Annotated in this window: 14 protein-coding genes and 3 tRNA genes; 1 reads left to right on the forward strand and 16 read right to left on the reverse strand. The window is 53.0% G+C overall.

Annotated features, from left to right (window positions below; genetic code table 11):
* Nucleotides 1–48: 48 nt before the first annotated feature.
* The 14 genes from ACVB80_RS15410 to ACVB80_RS15475 form a co-directional block, all read right to left on the reverse strand.
* Nucleotides 49–141, reverse strand: a tRNA-Ser gene (locus ACVB80_RS15410).
* Between the two features lie 24 nt (nucleotides 142–165).
* Nucleotides 166–242, reverse strand: a tRNA-Arg gene (locus tag ACVB80_RS15415).
* Between the two features lie 13 nt (nucleotides 243–255).
* Nucleotides 256–348, reverse strand: a tRNA-Ser gene (locus tag ACVB80_RS15420).
* 184 nt (nucleotides 349–532) lie between these two features.
* On the reverse strand, nucleotides 533–730 hold the full coding sequence (csrA, locus tag ACVB80_RS15425) for a carbon storage regulator CsrA (protein ID WP_481082175.1): 198 nt from the start codon (nucleotides 728–730) through the stop codon (nucleotides 533–535).
* A gap of 85 nt (nucleotides 731–815) precedes the next feature.
* Complete coding sequence (locus ACVB80_RS15430) at nucleotides 816–2,000, reverse strand: aspartate kinase (RefSeq protein WP_481082269.1); 1,185 nt, start codon at nucleotides 1,998–2,000, stop codon at nucleotides 816–818.
* 244 nt (nucleotides 2,001–2,244) lie between these two features.
* Nucleotides 2,245–4,827 carry an alanine--tRNA ligase gene (alaS, locus tag ACVB80_RS15435; protein ID WP_481082176.1) on the reverse strand — a complete coding sequence of 861 codons (2,583 nt, stop codon included), beginning with the start codon at nucleotides 4,825–4,827 and terminating at the stop codon, nucleotides 2,245–2,247.
* 240 nt (nucleotides 4,828–5,067) lie between these two features.
* Nucleotides 5,068–5,541: a recombination regulator RecX gene (recX, locus tag ACVB80_RS15440; RefSeq protein ID WP_481082177.1), complete on the reverse strand. Its 474-nt coding sequence runs from the start codon at nucleotides 5,539–5,541 to the stop codon at nucleotides 5,068–5,070.
* Nucleotides 5,542–5,613: 72 nt separating this feature from the next.
* On the reverse strand, nucleotides 5,614–6,651 hold the full coding sequence (gene recA / locus ACVB80_RS15445) for a recombinase RecA (RefSeq protein WP_481082178.1): 1,038 nt from the start codon (nucleotides 6,649–6,651) through the stop codon (nucleotides 5,614–5,616).
* A 133-nt stretch (nucleotides 6,652–6,784) separates the two neighbouring features.
* Nucleotides 6,785–7,288 (reverse strand): nicotinamide-nucleotide amidase, encoded by a 504-nt coding sequence (pncC, locus tag ACVB80_RS15450; protein WP_481082179.1) that lies wholly within the window; start codon nucleotides 7,286–7,288, stop codon nucleotides 6,785–6,787.
* 71 nt (nucleotides 7,289–7,359) lie between these two features.
* Nucleotides 7,360–8,418, reverse strand: a complete 1,059-nt coding sequence (locus tag ACVB80_RS15455; RefSeq protein ID WP_481082270.1) for a toxic anion resistance protein — start codon at nucleotides 8,416–8,418, stop codon at nucleotides 7,360–7,362.
* A gap of 27 nt (nucleotides 8,419–8,445) precedes the next feature.
* Complete coding sequence (locus ACVB80_RS15460) at nucleotides 8,446–9,159, reverse strand: phospholipase D-like domain-containing protein (protein ID WP_481082180.1); 714 nt, start codon at nucleotides 9,157–9,159, stop codon at nucleotides 8,446–8,448.
* A complete protein-coding gene (locus ACVB80_RS15465) occupies nucleotides 9,156–14,012 on the reverse strand; it encodes a DNA repair ATPase (protein ID WP_481082181.1) in 4,857 nt (1,618 codons plus the stop codon). The genes ACVB80_RS15460 and ACVB80_RS15465 overlap by 4 nt, the downstream gene beginning before the upstream one ends.
* Nucleotides 14,013–14,071: 59 nt before the next feature.
* Nucleotides 14,072–16,171, reverse strand: a complete 2,100-nt coding sequence (locus tag ACVB80_RS15470) for a peptidase (protein ID WP_481082182.1) — start codon at nucleotides 16,169–16,171, stop codon at nucleotides 14,072–14,074.
* Nucleotides 16,172–16,196: 25 nt separating this feature from the next.
* Complete coding sequence (locus ACVB80_RS15475) at nucleotides 16,197–16,814, reverse strand: DUF1449 domain-containing protein (protein WP_481082183.1); 618 nt, start codon at nucleotides 16,812–16,814, stop codon at nucleotides 16,197–16,199.
* Between the two features lie 304 nt (nucleotides 16,815–17,118).
* Between ACVB80_RS15475 and mutS the strand changes: the two genes are divergently transcribed.
* Nucleotides 17,119–19,677, forward strand: coding sequence for a DNA mismatch repair protein MutS (gene mutS, locus ACVB80_RS15480; protein WP_481082184.1), 2,559 nt, complete (start codon nucleotides 17,119–17,121; stop codon nucleotides 19,675–19,677).
* Nucleotides 19,678–19,753: 76 nt separating this feature from the next.
* Here the strand turns inward: mutS and rpoS are convergent, their stop codons facing one another.
* Nucleotides 19,754–20,740 carry an RNA polymerase sigma factor RpoS gene (gene rpoS / locus ACVB80_RS15485; protein ID WP_481082185.1) on the reverse strand — a complete coding sequence of 329 codons (987 nt, stop codon included), beginning with the start codon at nucleotides 20,738–20,740 and terminating at the stop codon, nucleotides 19,754–19,756.
* Between the two features lie 61 nt (nucleotides 20,741–20,801).
* Nucleotides 20,802–21,746 (reverse strand): peptidoglycan DD-metalloendopeptidase family protein, encoded by a 945-nt coding sequence (locus ACVB80_RS15490; RefSeq protein ID WP_481082186.1) that lies wholly within the window; start codon nucleotides 21,744–21,746, stop codon nucleotides 20,802–20,804.
* Between the last annotated feature and the right edge of the window lies 1 nt (nucleotide 21,747).

Raw genomic sequence — 21,747 nt, forward strand, 5'->3', positions numbered from 1 at the left:
TCACATTTTTAAGCTTATGGAACAAAAAAATTGACCTCAGGTCAATAATGGCGGTGAGGGAGGGATTCGAACCCTCGATACGGCTACAAACCGTATACTCCCTTAGCAGGGGAGCGCCTTCAGCCTCTCGGCCACCTCACCTTATTGTTCCCTAAACAGGAATAATGGCGCGCTCGGGAGGATTCGAACCTCCGACCGCCTGGTTCGTAGCCAGGTACTCTATCCAGCTGAGCTACGAGCGCGCAGTGCAAGAAATGGCGGTGAAGGAGGGATTCGAACCCTCGATACGGCTACAAACCGTATACTCCCTTAGCAGGGGAGCGCCTTCAGCCTCTCGGCCACCTCACCGTCTTGCGGAGGCACATATTACGATTTACCAAAAATAAGTCAAACACTTTCTTGGCAAAATTTGCTAAATTTCGCTTAAGCGTTGGGTATTTAACCAAAGCGGCGTAAAAATGTGCTTCCTGCCCGTCAGGGCAGACACCGGGCATAAAAAAAGGCCAGCCTGACGGCTGACCTTAATGCGATTTTAGTAGTTACCTGAAGCAGGACCGCCGGTCCCTTTTTCAGCCTGAATTCGCATGTAGATTTCTTCACGGTGTACCGATACTTCTTTTGGTGCATTTACACCGATGCGTACCTGGTTACCTTTTACACCCAAAACAGTTACGGTCACTTCGTCACCGATCATTAGCGTTTCACCTACACGGCGAGTCAAAATTAGCATTCTTGTGCTCCTTGAGTCATCTCTTGAGTTTATTCTTTATCTGATGTCAGTAAATATATACAGGGTTATGTTCCATCACTGTCAGCTATGAAACCATAAGCGCCTGCTCTTCATCAAGCTCTGCGTTTGCCACTACAAAGGAATTGTGAACAAGATTCGCTGCAAGATCGAGTTGGTCCGGTGAAACAAACATCGCGACCGAACCTGAGGCGTATTCCGTGCCAAAAAGCGCAATGCTGTTTTCATCCAGCACCGTCTTCATCGCAGCCAAATACTCTCCGGCAGCACCACCAACCGCGTTGACGGCGCTCACAACCCGGGTTGCAAGTATGCTGTCAGACAGAATCAGAGAGAGCTTAGCCAGCGCAGCCTGGTTAATCACAGCTCCAGCGGATTCTTCTGTCTCAATCACACCCCAAACGTCAATGCCGAGCAGCTGACACTGACTGGTTAAATTATGCAGACCGTCTTTGGCAACCTGAACCTCCGTGAGATCACGCTGCAAAGCCAGACCACAAATCGTTTTGCCCGCCTTCTCTCCTTTCACCAGGGTACCCGGGTTATCAGAAAAAGACGAAAGCACTCTGAGCGGCACACTCTGTTTCCAGGCGTGCTGCACAGAAGGAAGATGAAGCACTTTGGCTCCCTTGCAGGCCATCTCTTCCATACTCGGAAAATCGACCTGCTTTAAATGTTGGGCGGATGATACCACTCTTGGATCACAGGTATAAACGCCATCAACATCGGTAAAAATCTGACACTCGTCGGCACATAATGCGCCTGCCAGTGCTACGGCTGTGGTGTCTGAGCCACCACGTCCTAATGTTGTAATATTACCCTTATCAGTAATGCCTTGAAAACCAGCGACGATCACAACATGATCTTTTGCTAAATATGACTCAATCGTCCGGGTATCTATACTGTCGATGCTTGCATCGTTATGCTGAGTGTTGGTCTGGATTCCAGCCTGCCACCCGGTTAACGATACTGCGTCAATCCCCTTCTTATTCAGAGCCATAGCCAGGAGGGCCATTGAGACCTGCTCCCCCGCCGACAAGAGAACGTCAAGTTCCCGCGCTGCAGGCACAGCATCAATCTGCTGTGCAAGATCCATGAGACGGTTAGTCTCACCGGACATAGCAGAGACCACAACTACCAACCTGTGTCCCTGCTGCTTTGCCTTAATAACTCGCTCAGCAACTGCTTCAATACGCTCTGTTGAGCCGACTGATGTACCACCATATTTCTGCACGATCAGTGAGTTATGCACTTGAGTTGTCACGATTTTTTCTCTTCACCTTCCTGGGGCTTAAATCCCCGTTGTTAAATTAGTGGTATAGAGCGCAGCCATACCAGTCGGAATAAGTAGCGGGTCAGCCATTTGCGCAGGAAAACCCGTTGTTTTCAAGACGGAGATTGCCGTAACCAGTGGTGCTAATTACAAAATCTCCAACGCGGAAAACAGCGGGTTTAACCAGCAAGGGCGACCAGATAATTATGTAGACTGGTATTACTTAAAGGCGCTCAGCAATCCACCCTTCTGCTGACGCCAGTGCTGCCGGCAGTGCATTTGCATCACTACCACCTGCCTGTGCCATATCAGGGCGACCGCCTCCTTTACCACCCACTTGCTGGGCGACCATGTTCACCAGTTCACCGGCTTTTACTTTGCCGGTAAGATCCTTGGTAACGCCTGCAATCAAACCAACTTTATCGCCAGAGACATTACCCAACATGATAATGCCGCTGCCAAGCTGGTTTTTCAGTTCATCGACCATGCCGCGCAGCGCTTTGTTATCCGCGCCGTTCAGCTGGCTTACCAGTACTTTCACACCTGAAATCTCTTTCACCTGACCTGCAAGGTTTGCACTCTCCTGCGACGCCAGCTTGTCTTTCAGCTGCTGAATTTCTTTTTCCAGAGTTTTGGCTTTCGCCGCTGACTCATTCAGTTTCTCTTCGTATTTCGCGTTCTGCGCTTCAATCGCATCCAGCGCTGCATCTGCGGTTACCGCTTCGATACGACGGATGCCCGCTGCAATACCACCTTCAGAGGTGATCTTAAACAGGCCGATATCACCGGTGTTGTCTGCGTGGATACCACCACACAGCTCGGTTGAGAACTCACCCATCGACAGTACGCGCACTTCGTCATCGTACTTCTCACCAAACAGCGCCATCGCACCCTTGGCTTTTGCCGCTTCGATATCCATCACTGCAGTTTCGATGGTGTGGTTACGGCGGATCTGGGCATTCACCAGACGCTCAACCTGTTTGATCTCATCAGCAGTCATCGCTTCAAGGTGAGAGAAGTCAAAACGCAGGTTCTCTGCCTTCACCAGCGAGCCTTTCTGAGCCACGTGCTCACCCAGAACTTCACGCAGGGCTGAGTGCAGCAGGTGAGTCGCTGAGTGGTTCAGCGAGATAGCCGCACGGCGTTCTGCATCAACTTCAGCGGAAACTTCATCGCCTTTAGCCAGTACGCCTTCGGCCAGTACGCCGTGGTGCGCAATCGCGTTACCCAGTTTCTGGGTATCTTCTACTTTGAACAGGCCAGATTCGGTCTTCAGTACGCCGCTGTCGCCGCACTGACCGCCTGACTCTGCGTAGAACGGAGTCTGCTCCAGGATAACAATCGCTTTGTCGCCGGCAGACAGAGACTGAGCCTCTTCACCTTCAACAAACAGAGCCGCTACCGCGCTGCTGCCGTTCGCAGAAGTGTAGCCACAGAATTCAGTCTGAGCGTCGGTCTTGATCGCTGCGTTGTAGTCGGTGCCAAACTGGCCCGCTTCACGCGCGCGCTGACGCTGGGCTTCCATCGCCGCTTCAAAGCCTTCTTCATCGATAGAGAAGCCTTTTTCACGTGCAACGTCGTTGGTCAGGTCAGCCGGGAAGCCGTAGGTGTCGTACAGCTTAAATACGGTTTCACCGTCCAGTACTTTACCTTCCAGGCTGTCCAGAGATTCGTTCAGGATCGCCATACCGCGCTCCAGGGTGCGACCGAAGTTTTCTTCTTCGATGCGCAGAACTTTCTCAACTACTGCCTGCTGCTTCTTCAGCTCTTCACCCGCTGTACCCATTACATCAGCAAGGGTCGCAACCAGTTTGTAGAAGAATGAACCCTGCGCGCCCAGCTTGTTACCGTGACGAACCGCGCGGCGGATAATACGGCGCAGCACGTAACCACGGCCCTCGTTTGACGGCATAACACCATCAACGATCAGGAATGCACACGAACGGATGTGGTCAGCCACAACGCGCAGTGACTGGTTAGACAGGTCTTCGTGACCGGTCACTTCTGCCGCAGCTTTAATCAGGGTCTGGAATACGTCAATCTCGTAGTTCGAGTGCACGCCCTGCATGATCGCAGAGATACGCTCGATACCCATACCGGTATCTACCGATGGCTTAGGCAGCGGTTCCATGGTGCCGTCAGCGTGACGGTTGAACTGCATAAATACGTTGTTCCAGATCTCGATAAAGCGGTCACCGTCTTCTTCAGGTGTACCAGGGCGGCCACCCCAGATGTGCTCACCGTGATCGTAGAAAATTTCAGTACACGGACCACAAGGGCCGGTATCACCCATCTGCCAGAAGTTGTCTGACTCGTAAGGTTTGCCGCCTTTCTTGTCGCCGATACGCACGATGCGGTCAGCCGGAACACCTACCTGCTTGTTCCAGATGTCAAACGCTTCGTCATCGGTTTCGTAAACGGTCACCAGCAGGCGATCCTGTGGCAGTTTCAGAACGTCAGTCAGAAACTCCCATGCAAATTTAATCGCGTCTTCTTTGAAGTAATCACCGAAGCTGAAGTTACCCAGCATTTCGAAGAAAGTGTGGTGACGCGCGGTAAAACCTACGTTTTCCAGGTCGTTGTGTTTACCACCTGCACGTACACAACGCTGGGCAGTGGTCGCCCGGGTGTAGGCACGTTTTTCCAGGCCAAGGAAACAATCTTTGAACTGGTTCATACCCGCGTTGGTAAACAACAGGGTTGGGTCATTGGCAGGCACCAACGATGAACTATCTACGATCTGGTGTCCTTTGCTTTCAAAATATTTGAGGAACGCGTTGCGCACCTCATCAGTGCTCATGTACATGCAGCTCTTCCTGGGAAAATAGTCGAGTTAGAATTTTGCCGTATTGTAGATCATGCTCACCGGATCGCCTAATTTTCTTCAACATGGCTTAAATTTACGATGAAATTATCTAACAACATGAAAATCAGGCAATATTTCTGTCAATAAATGCAAAAAAAACACCCCGCACGCTGGCGGGGTGAAAAAAAAGTCATAAATACCACCCGGACAGGCTGTCGGGTCTGGCAGAGCGCAGGTTGGCTACTGGTCTTCGTCCGGGCTGAGGGCGTAACTTATCTGGTCAAAGTCAAAGCCGCGGTACTGAAGAAAACGGACCTGTTTGGCGTACAGCTTTGGCTCCTGTGAGCGGCCATCAGGAAACTTCTTCTGCGCAACCTGGCGGGCCAGCTCACACCAGTCGGTCCCCTCCTGCTCCAGCGCCTGTTCGATATCGCTTTCTCCCACCCGCTTCTGTTTCAGCTCCTGACGAATACGCCGCTCGCCGTGTCCCTTGCTGATGTGCTGACGCACCTGACTGCGGGCATAACGCAGGTCATCGAGATAACCGTATTCAATGCAGAGGCCAAGGGCTGCTGCCACTTCCTGCTCAGGGTAACCTTTACCAAGCAGCTTCTGATACAGCTCGTGTTCACCGTGATCACGGCGGCTGAGCAACTGAACCGCAGCTTCATTCGCCGACAGGGAGGGTCTGGAATTTGAAGGTCTGGAGTACATGGGATCTCCGGATAAAACAAAGGCCCCGGAATGGAATTCCGGGGCCCAGGAAACAAAAAGTCAGGTCAGAACTTACAGTTCTTTCTCTGGCATCTCACCGGTTTCAGGCTCTTCTGCCTGCGCTGGTGTCAGCAGCATTTCACGCAGTTTGGTATCCAGCTCTTTGGCTGCCTGAGTGTTTTCACGCAGGAACTTGCACGCGTTTGCTTTACCCTGGCCGATCTTGTCGCCATTGTAGCTGTACCATGCACCGGCTTTTTCCACCAGCTTGTGCTTCACGCCAAGGTCAATCAGCTCACCTTCGCGGTTAAAGCCCTGACCGTACATGATCTGGGTTTCAGCCTGCTTAAACGGCGCCGCGATCTTGTTCTTCACAACCTTGATGCGGGTTTCGTTACCCACCACTTCGTCACCTTCTTTAATAGAGCCGGTACGACGGATATCAAGACGAACAGAAGCGTAGAATTTCAGTGCGTTACCACCGGTGGTGGTTTCAGGGTTACCAAACATCACACCAATCTTCATACGGATCTGGTTGATGAAGATACACATACAGTTAGACTGCTTCAGGTTACCGGTCAGCTTACGCATCGCCTGAGACAGCATACGTGCCTGCAGACCCATGTGGCTGTCACCCATTTCACCTTCGATTTCTGCTTTTGGTGTCAGTGCGGCAACTGAGTCCACAACCATAACGTCAATCGCACCAGAGCGGGCCAGAGCGTCACAGATTTCCAACGCCTGCTCACCGGTATCCGGCTGGGAAACCAGCAGCGCGTCGATATCTACACCCAGTTTACGGGCATAAACCGGATCCAGCGCGTGCTCAGCATCGATAAAGGCACAGGTTTTACCCTCGCGCTGGGCCGCAGCGATCAGCTCAAGAGTCAGGGTGGTTTTACCCGAAGATTCCGGACCGTAGATTTCTACGATACGGCCCATCGGCAGACCGCCCGCACCAAGGGCAATATCCAGAGAAAGCGAACCGGTAGAGATGGTTTCAACGTCCATCGCACGGTTGTCACCCAGGCGCATAATCGAGCCTTTACCAAACTGTTTCTCAATCTGTCCCAGCGCAGCGGCGAGCGCTTTCTGTTTGTTCTCGTCCATTACTTTCTCCGGTTTACCCATCACAGGCGGATGAGTATAGAATCATTGTTCTTTGCAAAGGAGCCTGGCTCCCTGTTGATGGAAATTATTATACTGTTGATTCATACAGTGTCCATACCTGTATGAAAAAAATTTAGTCAGCAGGTGAAAAATCTGATCCATCCGACACATACTGATAAAGCACCCGCAAAGCGTGCTCAGTGACCTGGCGGCGCACCGCGTCACGGTCTCCGGAAAAGTGCAGGGTTTGCTGCACCTTCCAGCCATCTTCACCGGCGAATCCAAAACAGACCGTTCCTACCGGTTTTTCGTCACTGCCACCAGTTGGCCCGGCTATTCCGCTCACCGCAACGCTCAGCGTTGCCAGCGAACGCTCAAGTGCACCGGCAGCCATCTGCTTCACCACCACTTCACTGACGGCACCATGCTGCTCAAGAGCCACGCTTTCAACACCCAGCATGTCGGTTTTGGCCTGGTTGCTGTAGGTAATAAACGCCCGGTCAAACCAGGCTGAGCTGCCGGCGATATCCGTCACCGCTGCGCTGATCATCCCACCGGTGCACGACTCTGCTGTAGCAAGGATTTGCTCAGAAGCCAGCAGCGCCTGACCAAGCAGGTAACTTAAACTTGAACTCATTGCATTACTCCGGGAAAAACTCTGCCCCAAGAATAACAAAACGGCAGCGTTTTGCGCTGCCGTTTTTGCTCTTAATCAGTCAGTGACTGCTGCAGGGCGAGTTTAAGCTCATGCTCTGCTTTCTCAATCACCTGCTGCGCTTTCTCACGCTGCTCCCTGCCCTCTTTTACCCGGGCAAGGGTATTGTTCAGCGTTTCAATCGTCAGCTGATTCACCGTCTGCAGAGAATCAATATCCAGAATACCGCGCTGATAGTTTTCCGCTATCTGCTCTTCAAGCACCTTAAGCTTCTCTGCGTTTCTCACGTACTGCTTATTGGTGTAATCCTTCACAGCACGGGTGACTTTAAGTGCTTTCTCTTTCTCATAATTGGAGATCGCGATCAGGAACTGGCGTTTCCACAACGGGAAAGTGTTATGGACGATATCCTGAATATCTTCCATCAGCATCTTGTTCCCTTCCTGAGAAAGACGGATCTGAGGCGCAGTCTGAATTGCCGCCAGCCGGGTCAGTTCAAGGTTGTGAACCCGCTTCTCAAGCCGGGCAATCACCTGAGTCGCATCGCGGTGCTTCTGCGCTTCCAGCGGATCCCCGCTCTTTTCTGCTGCCTTCAGCAGCTCAGGCAACAACTGCTGGTTCAGGTACTCAAGCTTATAGCGACCCGCTTCTATGTACTGCTCCAGCCCGGTCAGCAACTCCAGATTGTGCTGATAGAGCCCGTCAAGCTGATTAATATCATAAGCCAGTTTCTGCTCCTGACCTTCGAGGCTGACCACCAGCGAATCGAGCTGCTTTTTCACCGAATCAAATCCGGTGGTGAACTTCTTAAACGAGTCGAATAACTCACCAAACAGGGGCAGCTTCGCCAAAATACTGTTTTTTTCCAGTTGGCTGAGATCGGTTTTGTCCATCGCCTCAACCATCGACTGAAGAACCTCTCCGGCTTCACCGGAATCCCGTACCCGAACCTGCTCAAGCACTCCATCCGAAAACGCAGTGATCGCCTCCAGCGCTTCTTTACCAAAGGTGATGGTGGCAACCGTATCAAACGGATCAAATTTGTCTGCCAGTTCAATCACCTGCTCAGAGGGCTGTGTACACGGCACGTCCTGCTCTTCCTGCTGGCTCATAACTACCTCTTTCATTCTGCTCTCCTGTCAGCTTACCGGCTCGTGGCAGGGAAACTGCTGCCACAGGCTCTCAAAACGCGCCCCAAACTCGCGAACAAAGCGCGGGTCCCCGGTCAGGGTAATGTCTTCCTGATTGTGCTGGGTCGCGCTGCGGGTCCAGTTAAAACTGCCATTAATCAGCCGTTTGTTGTCAAAAATGGCGAACTTGTGATGCATGTGATGAAGGGTGGTATCCACTTTCACTTCCACGCCTTTCTCTGCCAGCCAGTCAATGTCACTGCCGCGGTCCAGCGACTTGTCATTATCGGTAATAACGCGAACTCTTACCCCACGCTTATGCGCCGCCAGCACCTGTTTACTCAGTGTGTCATCGGCGATGGTAAACACGCAGATATCCACTGAGTGACGGGCCTGCCTGAGTTGCTCCACGATCCCGTTAACGCAGGAGCGCCCGGGGGAGAACCAGCTTCCCGCAATCTCAGAACCCGCAGTATCCCGGTTCTGACTGTTGTCGAGTGTTTTCACCACCCTCTCGAGCCACCTCAGGGTTTGCGGTGCATCCTCCCCGCTCTCCAGTGCTTTGTGAGCAATACGAAAGCTCATATTACGCAGCGCTGAACGCTCTTCACGGGACAGTGATGATTCCGTCAGCCGGGCATGCAGCTCCCGGCGTTCAAAGTCATCGAGCCGCCCGTCACAGAGTGAGCTCTGCAGCCATTGTGACCATTGTTCCTGATTCATACTTCCTCCCTGCCAAACCGGGCAATGTGCTGATTGAGCGTCACCAGTTGCTGAACCACCTGGCCGGCTCTGTCATCTGAATCGCCCGTCATTTTCTTTCTCTGATAACCCAGCAGGATCTCCTGCCAGCGCTGAGCCTGCTCCTGGTCCAGAGAGCCGCTTAACTGTGCCAGTTTAAGCAGGTTCTCTTCTGCTCCACCGGCAAGGGTCTGCGCCTCACCCTGGTAGTGATCCCAGAGCAGGGTTTCCAGCTCTTCGCTGGTCATCACCGCTGAGATCTTCTCAGCCAGTTTGTTCATGTTGCGGTAAGAGCCCTGCAGCTTAAACGGCGGCTCAGTGCGGTACTCTTCGGCCTGTGCAGCCGACTGAATGTACTGCTGGTTCACTTTCAGAACGACTTTCTGCACATGCATCAGCTTTCCAAGCGTCTGAACGATTTCATCAGCCTGGGCGGAAGAGTATGCATGGCTCATTTCGCTCAGCGCGATGTTCTCGCCATCCACCATACGCACAAAACGGTACAGGTCCGCCAGATCACGGGTCGCCAGAGGAGCCAGCACCGGGTTTGAGGTGAGTGAGTTTTCGATAAAGCTGAGCTCAAACGCCTGCTGCTGATCAGACAGCATGTCACCCAGGTTGTAGATATCCGCACGGTTGGCGAGCATATCCGGAATACGGAACGCTTCCCCGGTTTCGGTATACGGGTTACCGGCCATCACCACCGCAAATTTTTTGCCGCGCATATCATAGGTTTTGTTTTTACCCTGCCAGCAGCCCTCAATACGTCTTGAGCCATCACACAGCGAGATGAACTTCTGCAACAGCTCCGGGCTGGTATGCTGAATATCATCCAGATACAGCAGGACGTTATTGCCCATTTCCAGTGCAAGGTTAATCTTTTCAACCTCCCGGGCGGCGTTGCTGTCCGGCGCTTCAGACGGGTCGAGAGACGTCACCTGATGACCCAGAGCCGGTCCGTTGACCTTCATAAACACCAGACCAAGTTTATGAGCGATGTACTCAATCAGGGTGGTTTTACCGTAACCCGGCGGGGAGATAAGCAGCAGCATGCCCATCAGGTCAGTACGCTTGTTGTCCCCAAGGGTTCCCATCTGCTTGGCAAGGTTGTCTCCGATAAGCGGCAGATAACTGTCGCTTATCAGTTTGTTACGCACGAATGAAGTCAGTGGGCGGGCCCGGAACTCATCCAGACGGAACGCTTCTTTAGCATCAGAGAGCAGTGCTCCGCGCAGACGCAGATACTCATCAAACGCGGGCCTGACCACCTTATGGTGATGCTCACAACGGCTGAGAAAATCATCCAGTACCAGAGCTCGTTTCCCGTCACGCACCAGCGCGTGTTCACCGAGCAGTCCATCCACCTCTGCGACCAGGGAGAAATCCACGCCCCTGAGCGGCAGGGCCGTCATCTTCTGACACACGGCGATCGCCGCCGCTTCCTGCACAAAAGCTTCACCATACTGATGTTTGCCGGTATAAGCCCTCAGCCACTGAAGGTGATCCGCAAAATCCTGATGCGGATCCGCCGGAGCGGCCCGCCATCCCAGACTGCGGCGGAACTGAAGGTAATCCTCACACAGGGACCAGGCATCTTTACTGACCTCAATCCCCGCCTGTTCCTGAGCCAGCAGGTGGATCAGATACTCAGCCACGCTGCCGCAGTCATCACCGGAAAACGCCTCACTCAGCTGCTGCTGAAGCTGCTCAAACGCTTCCAGACTGCCGAGGTGTTCTTTCATCAGCCAGGCATTTCGGCAGCGTTCGGTGTACCCGTTCAGCGCCTCTTTGCTGAGGCCGAACAGCCAGAGCATCGCCTGCGCCCGGACCGCCTGACTGAATCTCAGCAATCCCGATTCACGGTAAACCGGCAGGATTTTTTCCAGCAACCGGACAGCGTCATAATCGTGGATCCCTTTTATATATCCTTCCTGATAGCGGGGCGCAGCAAAGCGCTGCACCAGTTCCGTCATGCTCTTGCTGCCGGAGGCTTTATGCAGTTTCTCCGCACTCAGCTCTGCACCGGGATCCTGCGCCTGCTCCAGGATAAGCCAGGCCAGATATTCCGCCCGGTACACCCGGTCGCTCTCAGAAACGATATCCAGCCGGGATGCCTGACTGAGTGAGTCCAGCCCTGAGACATCAGCCGGCTGGTAGAAATCGGTGCCGGTGATATGGGTACACAGCTGCTGCTGATGCTCGACCAGGCTCAGGTCCAGCGCCTGCTGATTGACACTGAAACGGTGCCGGCCAAGGCGCAGGACTTTACCTCCCTGCTCGAAAATGTCCTGATTGTCGCGCAGAGCGCGCAGCGACTGATCTTTGATGCTCTTAAGTTTCGCATCCACGTCATCCGCTTTTACGCTGTCACCCAGCTCACGCACAGATTCAGACAGCTGCTGCAGCTTTTGCACCATGGCATCGGTAGCAAAATAGGCGTTGAGCTCATCGGCGCTGTCAAAACGGTTAACCCGCTTTTCAACACTGGCCAGGGTAACCTGCGCTGCCTGATACAGGTTTTTCACCCGTCGCTGCAACGCAGCCACCAGCTGCTGTTTATGATTTTCCAGCGTGGACTGAACTTCATCCCGGCGGGTGTAAATCTCCGTCAGGAACTGGTCGAAATGGGCAAAGCGGGATTCGAGTTTGTCCATCAAACCCAGCAGCTTCGCCAGCTGGTTGTCACACTCATCCGGCGTTGCGGCCTGCTCCATCGCACTGCTGACCGACTGGTTGAGCAGCTTCATCTGGGCACCGAACTCGGCTTTGGCTTCATCGCTCTGCAGCTGCTGAGCTTTGTTTCTCAGCCGGGCGGAGACCGTATTAAGTTTTGATGAGACCTCTGCTGTCAGCTCAAGGATGCGGGTTGCCTGAGTCGGATCTTCAGTTTCTATCTCCGCGACTTCTTCCGAAACCAGCTGCAACTCAGCCCTGAGCTGCTCAGTTTTTTTCTGAAGCTGACTGAGCTCTGCTGTCTTGCCGGTCTCTGACAGTGCCTCTTCCACTGACTGAAGCTGCTGATGGAATGGCTGATAGGCTTTTTCATCCTGAAGCAGGCTAAGCAGACGGGTATTTAAAATATCCCGCTCCTGCTGCAGGGTAGCGAGCAGCGCCGCGATACCATCCTGATCCATATAGTGCTGCTGGCGCAGCGACATCACCGCACCGGTCTGACGTTTAACTTCTGCCAGCAGCGTCAGTAACGTCGCCGCCTGATCGCCAGGAGCCAGTTTGATCTTACCAACAAGGCCGTTCACCAATTGCTTCTGCTGCTGCAGACTCTCTTCGGCGTGTGTGGTCAGCTGACGGACTTTAATAAACTCGCCGATGATGTTTCCGGCAGTATCCATCAGGGTTTCGATGGCACTGCCTATTCCCAGCGCATACTCCTCCTTCAGCCAGTCGTAATGGTCAAGAGTAGCCTGACACTGCCTGAGCAGTACCTCATACGACGCCTGAGTCACCTCTTCGCTGCGGGCAAGATGACAGATGGAAAGCACTGAAGAGAGCGCCCGGACCAGCTCGGCATTCCCCAGATTAAACAGCGGACCACCGCCCCCCTGCTGACCGCTTCGGCTGGTGTAGTACTCCGCCGCAGAGAACGGCGTATCCCAGATACGGATGGGATGCAGGGTGGAAGCTTCTGCGTTGTCCGCCAGCTGAAATATCAGCATCCGGCCATCGGGATAGATACTGTAACCATGGCTTTCGAGCGGCGCAGAAAAGCGCTTCTCGATCATGTTGTAGGTAAATGCCACATAGCTGCCCTTTTGGGCATTGAAGAAGAAGTAGAGTACATCTTCCCCGTTTGGCGACGCGATCTTCTGGAAAAACTCCAGCTGCTGCCACGGCAGATCAAACTGACGCGCTTCCCCGTTCGCCAGCACATAACCGTGCGAATAGAGCACGCCGTGATTTTCCGGCAGGATCCTGGCGCTGATATCCAGCGCATCGGCCCGGGTCACCGACTGGTTAATCGGGTTATAGATAAAGTATCGGAAATGCTTTTCCCGGTTGGGCAGGATCCGAAGCGCGATAAGATCGCCGATAAGGGCATATTCAACGTCTGCGTCTGCCACGCTCTGGTGAGGATCTTCAACTTCTTCGGCATAGATCCCCTGACCATCATCGGTGTTGTCTTCGATCTTGATCGTCAGATCCCCGCCAACACACTCAACAAACAGCTTATCCTGAATCGAGATGTGAGGATGATTCCCCGGAACATGATCGTCCCTGGTGGTCGGGATCCATTCAAAATCATGCTGAGGAACGTCTTTCAGACTGGCATGACCCTGAGAGTCGAGGTAGCGTACCGCGCCTTTACCGATCTCAAAGCGGAAAACCTTACAGTCTTCCGGCCGCATGCCAATCTGAAATACCAGGTACAGCATCTGCTCCTGGCGGGATATCTGCGCCAGCCTGGTATCTTTGTAATAGGTAAACAGCTCCGTCAGCTCGGCGGTAAAGCGGGAGTCGGCTAAAAAACTCCCCTCCAGGCTGCAGGGTTCGAGCCGAAAAGTCCCTTCTTCGAAGTGCAGCTGATAAAGGCCGAACACGTCACTGAGCGCCGGGACGCTCTTCATGCCAAGGTGAACCTGATAACCAAACAGAAGTTGCTGGTTCACCTGGGCCATATCGACAGGAATGCAGCGCGTTTCGGTCTGGGCATTTACTTTGCCGACCAGTTGCATGTCCTGGCCGCCAAAGACCTGCTGGCGCTGTAAATTGAAAGATTGCGTGAGTTGTTTAAGTCCGTCTCCCTGCTGGGACAGACGGGCTTTGAGTACCTCATAGGCACCGCTTTCACTCACAGTTGTCTGATTAGTTTCTGACATGATGACACCTGAATGTCCCGCACCGGACGGCGCGGGACTCTGTGAGAGAGAAGAACGGATCAGGCCTCAGGCTCTGAGGAAGAAGAGAGTGAAGTCTGAATCTTCTTCAGCAGCTCGGTAGCCCCGCCCTGAGAGTTAAGCAGACCCGCCAGCGCTACGTTACTCAGGTCGCTGCTCTTAAGGTCTGTGTTTTCCAGGATCTCTTTAATGTCCTGCGGCAGGCTGCGGTTGCCCTGCATGTATTCTGACACCAGTGGATTCAGTACTTTGGACTCAGCAAACTTGCTGTCAACTGCAGCTGCATCCATGATGGTACGGCGGATTTGCTCCATGCCTTCACCCCCAAACAGCTTGATATCCGCCTGAGACAGCGCCTGTGCCAGCGCTTTGGCGTTCTCGCCTACCACTGTCTTCTGTGCATCGATACGGGCAATTTCCAGCTCTTTCTCCTGCTGCAGCTGCATTACCCACTTATCATGTTCGCGGGTCTGATCATCGTACTGCTGAGCTGCATTAAAGCGTGCTGACTGAGACTCCGCTTCCGCCAGACCTTTGGCGCGCAGCGCCTGAGCTTCCGCTTCACCCGCGCTCTGCAGTGCGTAAGCCTCCGCTTCACCGGTTTCACGGATCGCCAGCGCACGCTCACGGTCAACTTCAACCTGAGCCAGACCAGTGGCGCTGATCAGCTCTTTCTCCGCCTGAGCCATACGCTCTTTACCGGCCGCTTCACGCTCAAGCAGCACAAAATTCGCTTCAGCGCGTTTCTCTGCCACCACCTGCTCCGCTTCTGCTTCGCGGGTTTTCACTGCGAGATCATTCTCTGCCATGCGGGTATTGATCTTCAGCTGGGCTTCATTTTCGATCAGCTGGCGCTCTGAACGCTCGCGGGCCGCCTCTTTTTCAGCTTTGGCCGCTACCAGCAGCTCAAGCTGCGCCGCTTCGGCGATAGCTTCAGCCTCAACCAAAGTCACACGCTTCTGACGGTTCACTTTTTCAGCGACACGCAGGTTTTCGGTCTCTTCCTCTTCCTTGGCGATCTTACGCTCAATCTCTACCCGCTGAGAGCGCATCTCCGCAACCGACTTGAGTGACTCTTCCACCGCGGTGTCTTTCTTCATCTCTTTGTCAGCCACTTCTGCCGCGGTGCGGACTTTTTCAGTCTCAATCGCACGGCTGAGCTCTTCTTCCTGAATCGCCACCTGACGCTGGTTGGCAATCCGGGTCATCTCCACTTCCATTTGTACGCTTTCACGCTTCTTCGACAGCTCTTCTTCTGTCTCCAGCTTCGCCAGATCAGAAACGCGGCGATACTCTTCACGTTTTTCCGCCGTCAGGGCGCTTTCCTGGGCCTGGATGATCTCGATCTCACGCTGGGTGCGCGCTTCGCTTTCTTTCTCCTGTTTATCAAGCTGCAGGCGGTTCGCTTCCGCTTCAACGTTTTTCTTCTTGATGGTGGTGCGCTCATCCTGACGGATAGCGTTGGTTTCGGTATTTTTCTGCGCTGTGATAGCCGAAATCTTACGGATACCCTCCACATCCAGGATATTGTCCGGGTTGTGGGCATCAAGTGACGTCTGGTCAATTTTATCGATCACCACGTCATAAATTTTAAAACCGTCCATTTCGCTGCCGATCACCTGAACGACCGCATCACGGAAAGCGCGGCGGTTGGTCAGCAGCTCTTCAAACTCAAACTGCTTCACCGCGGTTTTCAGTGCTTCCGAGAACTTAGGCTGGAAGTGCTCTTTCAGTTTGTCGATATTCGACGCGCCGTGTGCGGTAAACAGTTTTGCAACCCGCACGATGTCATCTTCTTCGTGGTTCACACCGATATAGAAATCGACTTTCAGGTCGGTACGGATGTTATCCCGGCAGTGCAGACCCTCGTACTCTTCACCTTCCTGATCCTTGCGGCCGCTGCGGGTCACCGAAATCTTCTTCCTGGTGATATCCATATTTTCACAGCGGTTGATCACAGGCCAGACAAAGGTACCGGTTAATGATGCACGGGTACGGTGCAGGCCGTTAATGATCAGGGCGTCACCTTCACCCCGGACTTTTTTGTAGCGTGAGGTAAGAAAGATCAATACAACCAATGCGATAACTACAGCAAACACTGCAAATACCAAACCCGGAGAGATCTCCATTTCCATAATCATTGCCAACTCCTGACTTGTCTGTAATTTAATTTTGTTTAATCACGATATAACGTTGTGACTCGGGTTCTCTGGCGACAATCGTGACTGTATCGCCAAAGGAAATCGGGGTCCGGGTATCGGACACCACGTCGAGCAGTATCTCTTTACCCTGATGCAGCACCACAGCCTCTCCATACTCTTTTGTCACTGAACTGCTGTGAACGCGGGCATGCATGCCGACAAACTCTGTGGTCGCAAACGCCTTTTTTTTGTCGAACAGGGGACTGAGGGGAGAAAGAATCCAGGCCGCCACCACCAGCGACAGATAACCAATAACCGGAATACTCACGATACCCACCGGTAGGTGCCAGGACTCCGGCAGCAGCGCACTCCAGGCCTCTGCGCCATAGAAAGCCATGATGGTGCCAACAAACAGCACCACAGTCAGAGCCACGACCAGCGGCACTTTTGATAACGCAGGAGGAAGCAATAGCCCGGCGCCGGGTATGTCATCCATATCAAACAGGTCAAACTCCGGCAGCATGTTTTCGGCAAAGTTAAACACCAGATCTGCCAGCATGATGAACAGAAAAATCACGAACGGAACGAAGAAGACGTTGACCGGAAACTGCACCATGGCAGCAATAAAATCAGAAACCGACATACTCAACCAAACAAAAAGTCAGACAGATAGCTCATTTAAACCAAACAAAGCAGGCATAAGCATCAGAGCGCAAGAATCACTGAGCATATAGACTGGAGATGAATTGAACATATTTGGCAGTCAAATATCAGACCCGGATCAAATTAATCTACACTTATTGATAAATCATGAAGTTACATAAGAAATAGCTCATATTTCCTGAACAGGACCGGTGGAGGAAAGACAGATCCGCACTTGTCTCTTTTCGCTTTCAGCTGATTGACGTATCCTAAGCCGCAACTAGAACCGACCGACGTAATGACCAGTGAAAGCCGAACAAAAACACACCCCGATGATGCAACAGTACCTCAGGCTGAAAGCTGAGAACCCTGAAATCCTGCTGTTCTACCGTATGGGTGATTTCTACGAACTTTTCTACGATGATGCCAAACGCGCATCGCAGCTTCTCGATATTTCACTGACCAAACGCGGCTCATCTGCCGGTGAACCTATTCCTATGGCCGGGGTACCGTTTCACGCCGTGGAAGGCTACCTCGCAAAACTGGTTCAGCTTGGTGAGTCGGTCGCTATTTGTGAGCAGGTTGGTGACCCGGCTACCAGCAAAGGTCCGGTAGAGCGTAAAGTCGTTCGCATCGTGACCCCGGGTACCGTTACCGATGAAGCCCTGCTTTCTGAACGGATCGATAACCTGATTGCCGCGATTTACCACCATAAAGGCCGCTTCGGCTACGCAACCCTGGATGTAACCTCGGGACGCTTCCAGCTTATCGAGCCGGAAACGGAAGAAGCGATGCAGGCCGAGCTGCAGCGCACCTCGCCGCGTGAACTGCTGTTCCCGGAAGATTTTGAACCGGTTCATCTGATGAGCGACCGAAACGGTAACCGCCGTCGCCCGGTATGGGAGTTCGAGATCGATACCGCGCGTCAGCAGCTTAACCAGCAATTTGGTACCAAAGACCTGGTCGGCTTTGGAGTTGAACACGCGGAACTCGGACTGTGCGCCGCAGGCTGTCTTATCCAGTATGTAAAAGACACCCAGCGCACCGCCCTGCCCCATATCCGTTCGCTGACGCTGGATCGCCAGGATCATTCAGTGATCCTGGATGCGGCCACCCGCCGCAACCTGGAGCTGACCCAGAACCTCTCCGGCGGACACGACAACACCCTGGCTGAAGTGCTGGACCACACCGCCACCGCAATGGGCAGCCGGATGCTGAAACGCTGGATCCACCAGCCAATGCGCTGCATCAGCACCCTTAACCAGCGTCTGAATGCAATTGAAGAGCTGAAACAGCAGGCACTGTATGAAAACCTGCAGCCAGTGCTAAAACAGATCGGTGATATTGAGCGGATCCTGGCACGCCTTGCGCTGCGCTCGGCCCGTCCGCGCGATATGGCCCGCCTTCGCCACGCCATGCAGCAACTGCCTGAACTGCATCAGGAGCTCGAAGGCGTCAGCCAGGAGTATCTGGCCAAACTGCGTCAGTTTGTGACGCCGATGGATGAAGTCTGCGAACTTCTGGAGCGGGCGATCAAGGAAAATCCACCGGTTGTTATCCGTGACGGTGGCGTCATCGCCGAAGGTTATAACGCCGAGCTGGATGAATGGCGCGCACTGGCAGACGGCGCGACCGAATACCTGGAGAAGCTGGAAGCCGAAGAGCGCGAGCGCCACGATATCGACACCCTGAAAGTGGGCTATAACAATGTCCACGGTTTCTATATTCAGGTCAGCCGCGGTCAGAGCCACCTGGTACCGGCTCACTATGTGCGCCGTCAGACCCTGAAAAACGCTGAGCGATACATTATCCCTGAGCTGAAAGAGCACGAAGATAAGGTACTCAATTCCAAATCCAAAGCGCTGGCAGTAGAAAAGAAACTGTGGGAAGAGCTGTTTGACCTGCTGATGCCGCACCTGGAGCAGCTGCAGAATCTGTCCTCTGCAGTATCTCAACTCGACGTGCTGCAAAACATGGCCGAGCGTGCCGAAAGCCTGGATTACTGCCGCCCTCAGCTGAGTGATGTTCCGGGGATCAGCATCCAGGGCGGCCGTCACCCTGTAGTTGAACAGGTAATGGACGAACCCTTTATTGCCAACCCGATTGAACTGAACGCCCAGCGTCAGATGCTGATCATCACCGGTCCGAACATGGGTGGTAAATCGACCTATATGCGTCAGACCGCGCTGATCGCCCTTATGGCGCACATCGGCTGCTTTGTTCCGGCTGAATCGGCACAGATTGGTCCGGTAGACCGTATCTTTACCCGTATCGGCGCTTCCGATGACCTGGCTTCCGGCCGCTCGACCTTTATGGTGGAGATGACCGAAACCGCCAACATTCTGCATAACGCGACCCGTTCCAGCCTGGTGCTGATGGATGAAATCGGCCGCGGCACCAGTACTTATGACGGTCTGTCACTGGCCTGGGCGAGTGCAGAATGGCTGGCGAACCAGATCGGTGCCATGACCCTGTTTGCCACCCACTACTTCGAACTGACCGAACTCGCCAGCCAGATGCCACATCTGGCCAACGTTCACCTCGATGCGGTAGAGCACGGTGACAGCATTGCGTTTATGCATGCAGTACAGGAAGGCGCAGCGAGCAAATCGTACGGCCTGGCGGTTGCGGGTCTGGCCGGGGTGCCAAAAACGGTGATCAAAAATGCCCGCCAGAAACTGGCACAGCTGGAGCAGCTGGGTCATCAGGAGATGAGCGGCGCTAACCAGGTCGATATCGCCAATCAGCTCAGCCTTATTCCGGAGCCAAGCGAAGTGGAACTGGCACTGGGCGAGATTGATCCCGACGATATGTCGCCACGTCAGGCGCTTGAAGCCCTGTACCGGCTGAAGAAAATGCTTTAATACTCAATAAAGCATAAGTTACAGGCACTAAAAAAGGGCAACTTCAGTTGCCCTTTTTGCTGTCTGTCATATTAGTTCAGTCATTTTCAACGTTGAACAGGGATTCCATATTCAGCCCCTGCTTTACGAGGATCTCGCGCAGACGACGCAGACCTTCGACCTGGATCTGACGGACACGTTCACGGGTCAGGTTGATCTCGCGACCGACTTCTTCAAGTGTTGACGGCTCATACCCCAGCAGTCCAAAACGGCGTGCCAAAACTTCTTTTTGTTTAGGGTTAAGCTCATCCAGCCAGTTGATCAGTGAGCTCTTAATATCATCATCCTGAGTACACACTTCCGGATCGGAGTTGTTAATATCAGGGATGATATCCAGCAGTGCTTTATCACTTTCACCACCAATCGGGGTGTCCACTGAGCTGATACGCTCATTCAGGCGCAACATCTTGCTGACATCTTCCACCGGCTTATCGAGCTGCTGTGCGATCTCTTCTGCGGTTGGCTCGTGATCCAGTTTCTGGGACAACTCACGTGCGGTACGCAGGTAGATATTCAGCTCTTTTACCACGTGGATTGGCAGACGGATTGTGCGGGTCTGGTTCATCAGGGCACGCTCAATGGTCTGGCGGATCCACCAGGTCGCGTAAGTGGAAAAACGAAAACCACGTTCCGGATCAAACTTCTCTACCGCCCGGATAAGGCCAAGGTTTCCTTCTTCAATCAGATCCAGTAGTGCCAGTCCGCGGTTGCTGTAACGACGTGAGATTTTTACCACCAGGCGCAGATTACTTTCAATCATACGTTTACGGGCGGCTTCATCCCCACGCAGCGCGCGGCGGGCATAAAGAACCTCCTCCTCAGCAGTAAGCAGTGGAGAAAAACCGATTTCACCCAGATATAGCTGTGTTGCATCCAGACTTTTTGAGGTTATTTCAAACTCTTCTTTTTGTCCGGATTGTTTGCCTGACGCGAGTTTGTTCTCTTCAACAGCAGAGCTTTCCTGCGCTGCGATATTCAGATCAAACTCTTCTTCGACTTTAGTGACTGCATTGCTGATACTCATAGTGCCTCCCCCTGGCGAGTTAGCAAGACATTTCTACTTCCAATGTCGTTTGCGGATTTTTTTAAGGTAAGTAGCGTTTTGGATTCACTGACTTCCCCTGGTAGCGAATTTCAAAATGCAGCCTGACTCTGTCAGACCCGGAGCTTCCCATCGTTGCGATCTTCTGTCCCGCTTTTACACTTTGTCCTTCTTTTACAAGCAATCGTTCATTATGGGCGTATGCACTCAGATAGTTGTCATTGTGTTTGATTATGATCAGATTTCCGTATCCACGTAGTGCGTTGCCTGAATAAACAACCGTTCCATTAGCAGTGGAGACAACCGACTGACCCCGCTGCCCGGCGATGTCGATCCCTTTGTTGCCCTGATCCCCTGCTGAGAACCCTTTTATGACACGGCCTTTGGTTGGCCATACCCATTTGTTGATCTTGTTATTATTACTGGTGATAATCTGTGATTTAGGCTTAACAACCTGTTTACTTTTGGATCCAACATACTCCTTTGATCCCGATTGATCAAGCGACCCGGATGAAACTTTTTTGTTATTTTTCACCTGGCTATTAGCAATCGCTGATTTACTCTGGGCTGGCGCTGATTTAGAGGTTTTACTCGATTTTGTCTCAGTTTTGATACCAGACGCAGATGAGGTTGCTGCTGCTGCTGCAGTTGTGCTAACGGCAACCACCGCAGTGCCGCCGTCACCATAAGATGGCGCGACATAGGCCGGCTTCCACAGACGGAGTTTCTGCCCGGGATAGATGGTATAGGGAGACTTCAACCGGTTGTAAGATATGATTTTTTTAACATCTTTACCGGTGATGTAGGAGATAAAGTAAAGGGTGTCACCCTTCTGGACTTCGTAGAAACTGCCACGATAGGAGCCCTCGGCAATGGAGTCATAATCCTTGCCTAAACCGGAAACAGGAGCAGGTGAACGCGCTGCACAACCAGTCAACAGACCGAGCAGCAAAACGTAAAACCAGACTGAAACCTTCCTTCGTGGCACT

Source organism: Vibrio sp. 9-16B-A1 (assembly GCF_056726165.1).

What these genes read in the sequence shown, in the direction of transcription:
- csrA (WP_481082175.1), bottom strand. Translation starts at nt 730, where the DNA reads ATGCTAATTTTGACTCGCCGTGTAGGTGAAACGCTAATGATCGGTGAC.
- alaS (WP_481082176.1), bottom strand. Translation starts at nt 4,827, where the DNA reads ATGTACATGAGCACTGATGAGGTGCGCAACGCGTTCCTCAAATATTTT.
- recX (WP_481082177.1), bottom strand. Translation starts at nt 5,541, where the DNA reads ATGTACTCCAGACCTTCAAATTCCAGACCCTCCCTGTCGGCGAATGAA.
- recA (WP_481082178.1), bottom strand. Translation starts at nt 6,651, where the DNA reads ATGGACGAGAACAAACAGAAAGCGCTCGCCGCTGCGCTGGGACAGATT.
- pncC (WP_481082179.1), bottom strand. Translation starts at nt 7,288, where the DNA reads ATGAGTTCAAGTTTAAGTTACCTGCTTGGTCAGGCGCTGCTGGCTTCT.
- ACVB80_RS15455 (WP_481082270.1), bottom strand. Translation starts at nt 8,418, where the DNA reads ATGAGCCAGCAGGAAGAGCAGGACGTGCCGTGTACACAGCCCTCTGAG.
- ACVB80_RS15460 (WP_481082180.1), bottom strand. Translation starts at nt 9,159, where the DNA reads ATGAATCAGGAACAATGGTCACAATGGCTGCAGAGCTCACTCTGTGAC.
- ACVB80_RS15465 (WP_481082181.1), bottom strand. Translation starts at nt 14,012, where the DNA reads ATGTCAGAAACTAATCAGACAACTGTGAGTGAAAGCGGTGCCTATGAG.
- ACVB80_RS15470 (WP_481082182.1), bottom strand. Translation starts at nt 16,171, where the DNA reads ATGATTATGGAAATGGAGATCTCTCCGGGTTTGGTATTTGCAGTGTTT.
- ACVB80_RS15475 (WP_481082183.1), bottom strand. Translation starts at nt 16,814, where the DNA reads ATGTCGGTTTCTGATTTTATTGCTGCCATGGTGCAGTTTCCGGTCAAC.
- rpoS (WP_481082185.1), bottom strand. Translation starts at nt 20,740, where the DNA reads ATGAGTATCAGCAATGCAGTCACTAAAGTCGAAGAAGAGTTTGATCTG.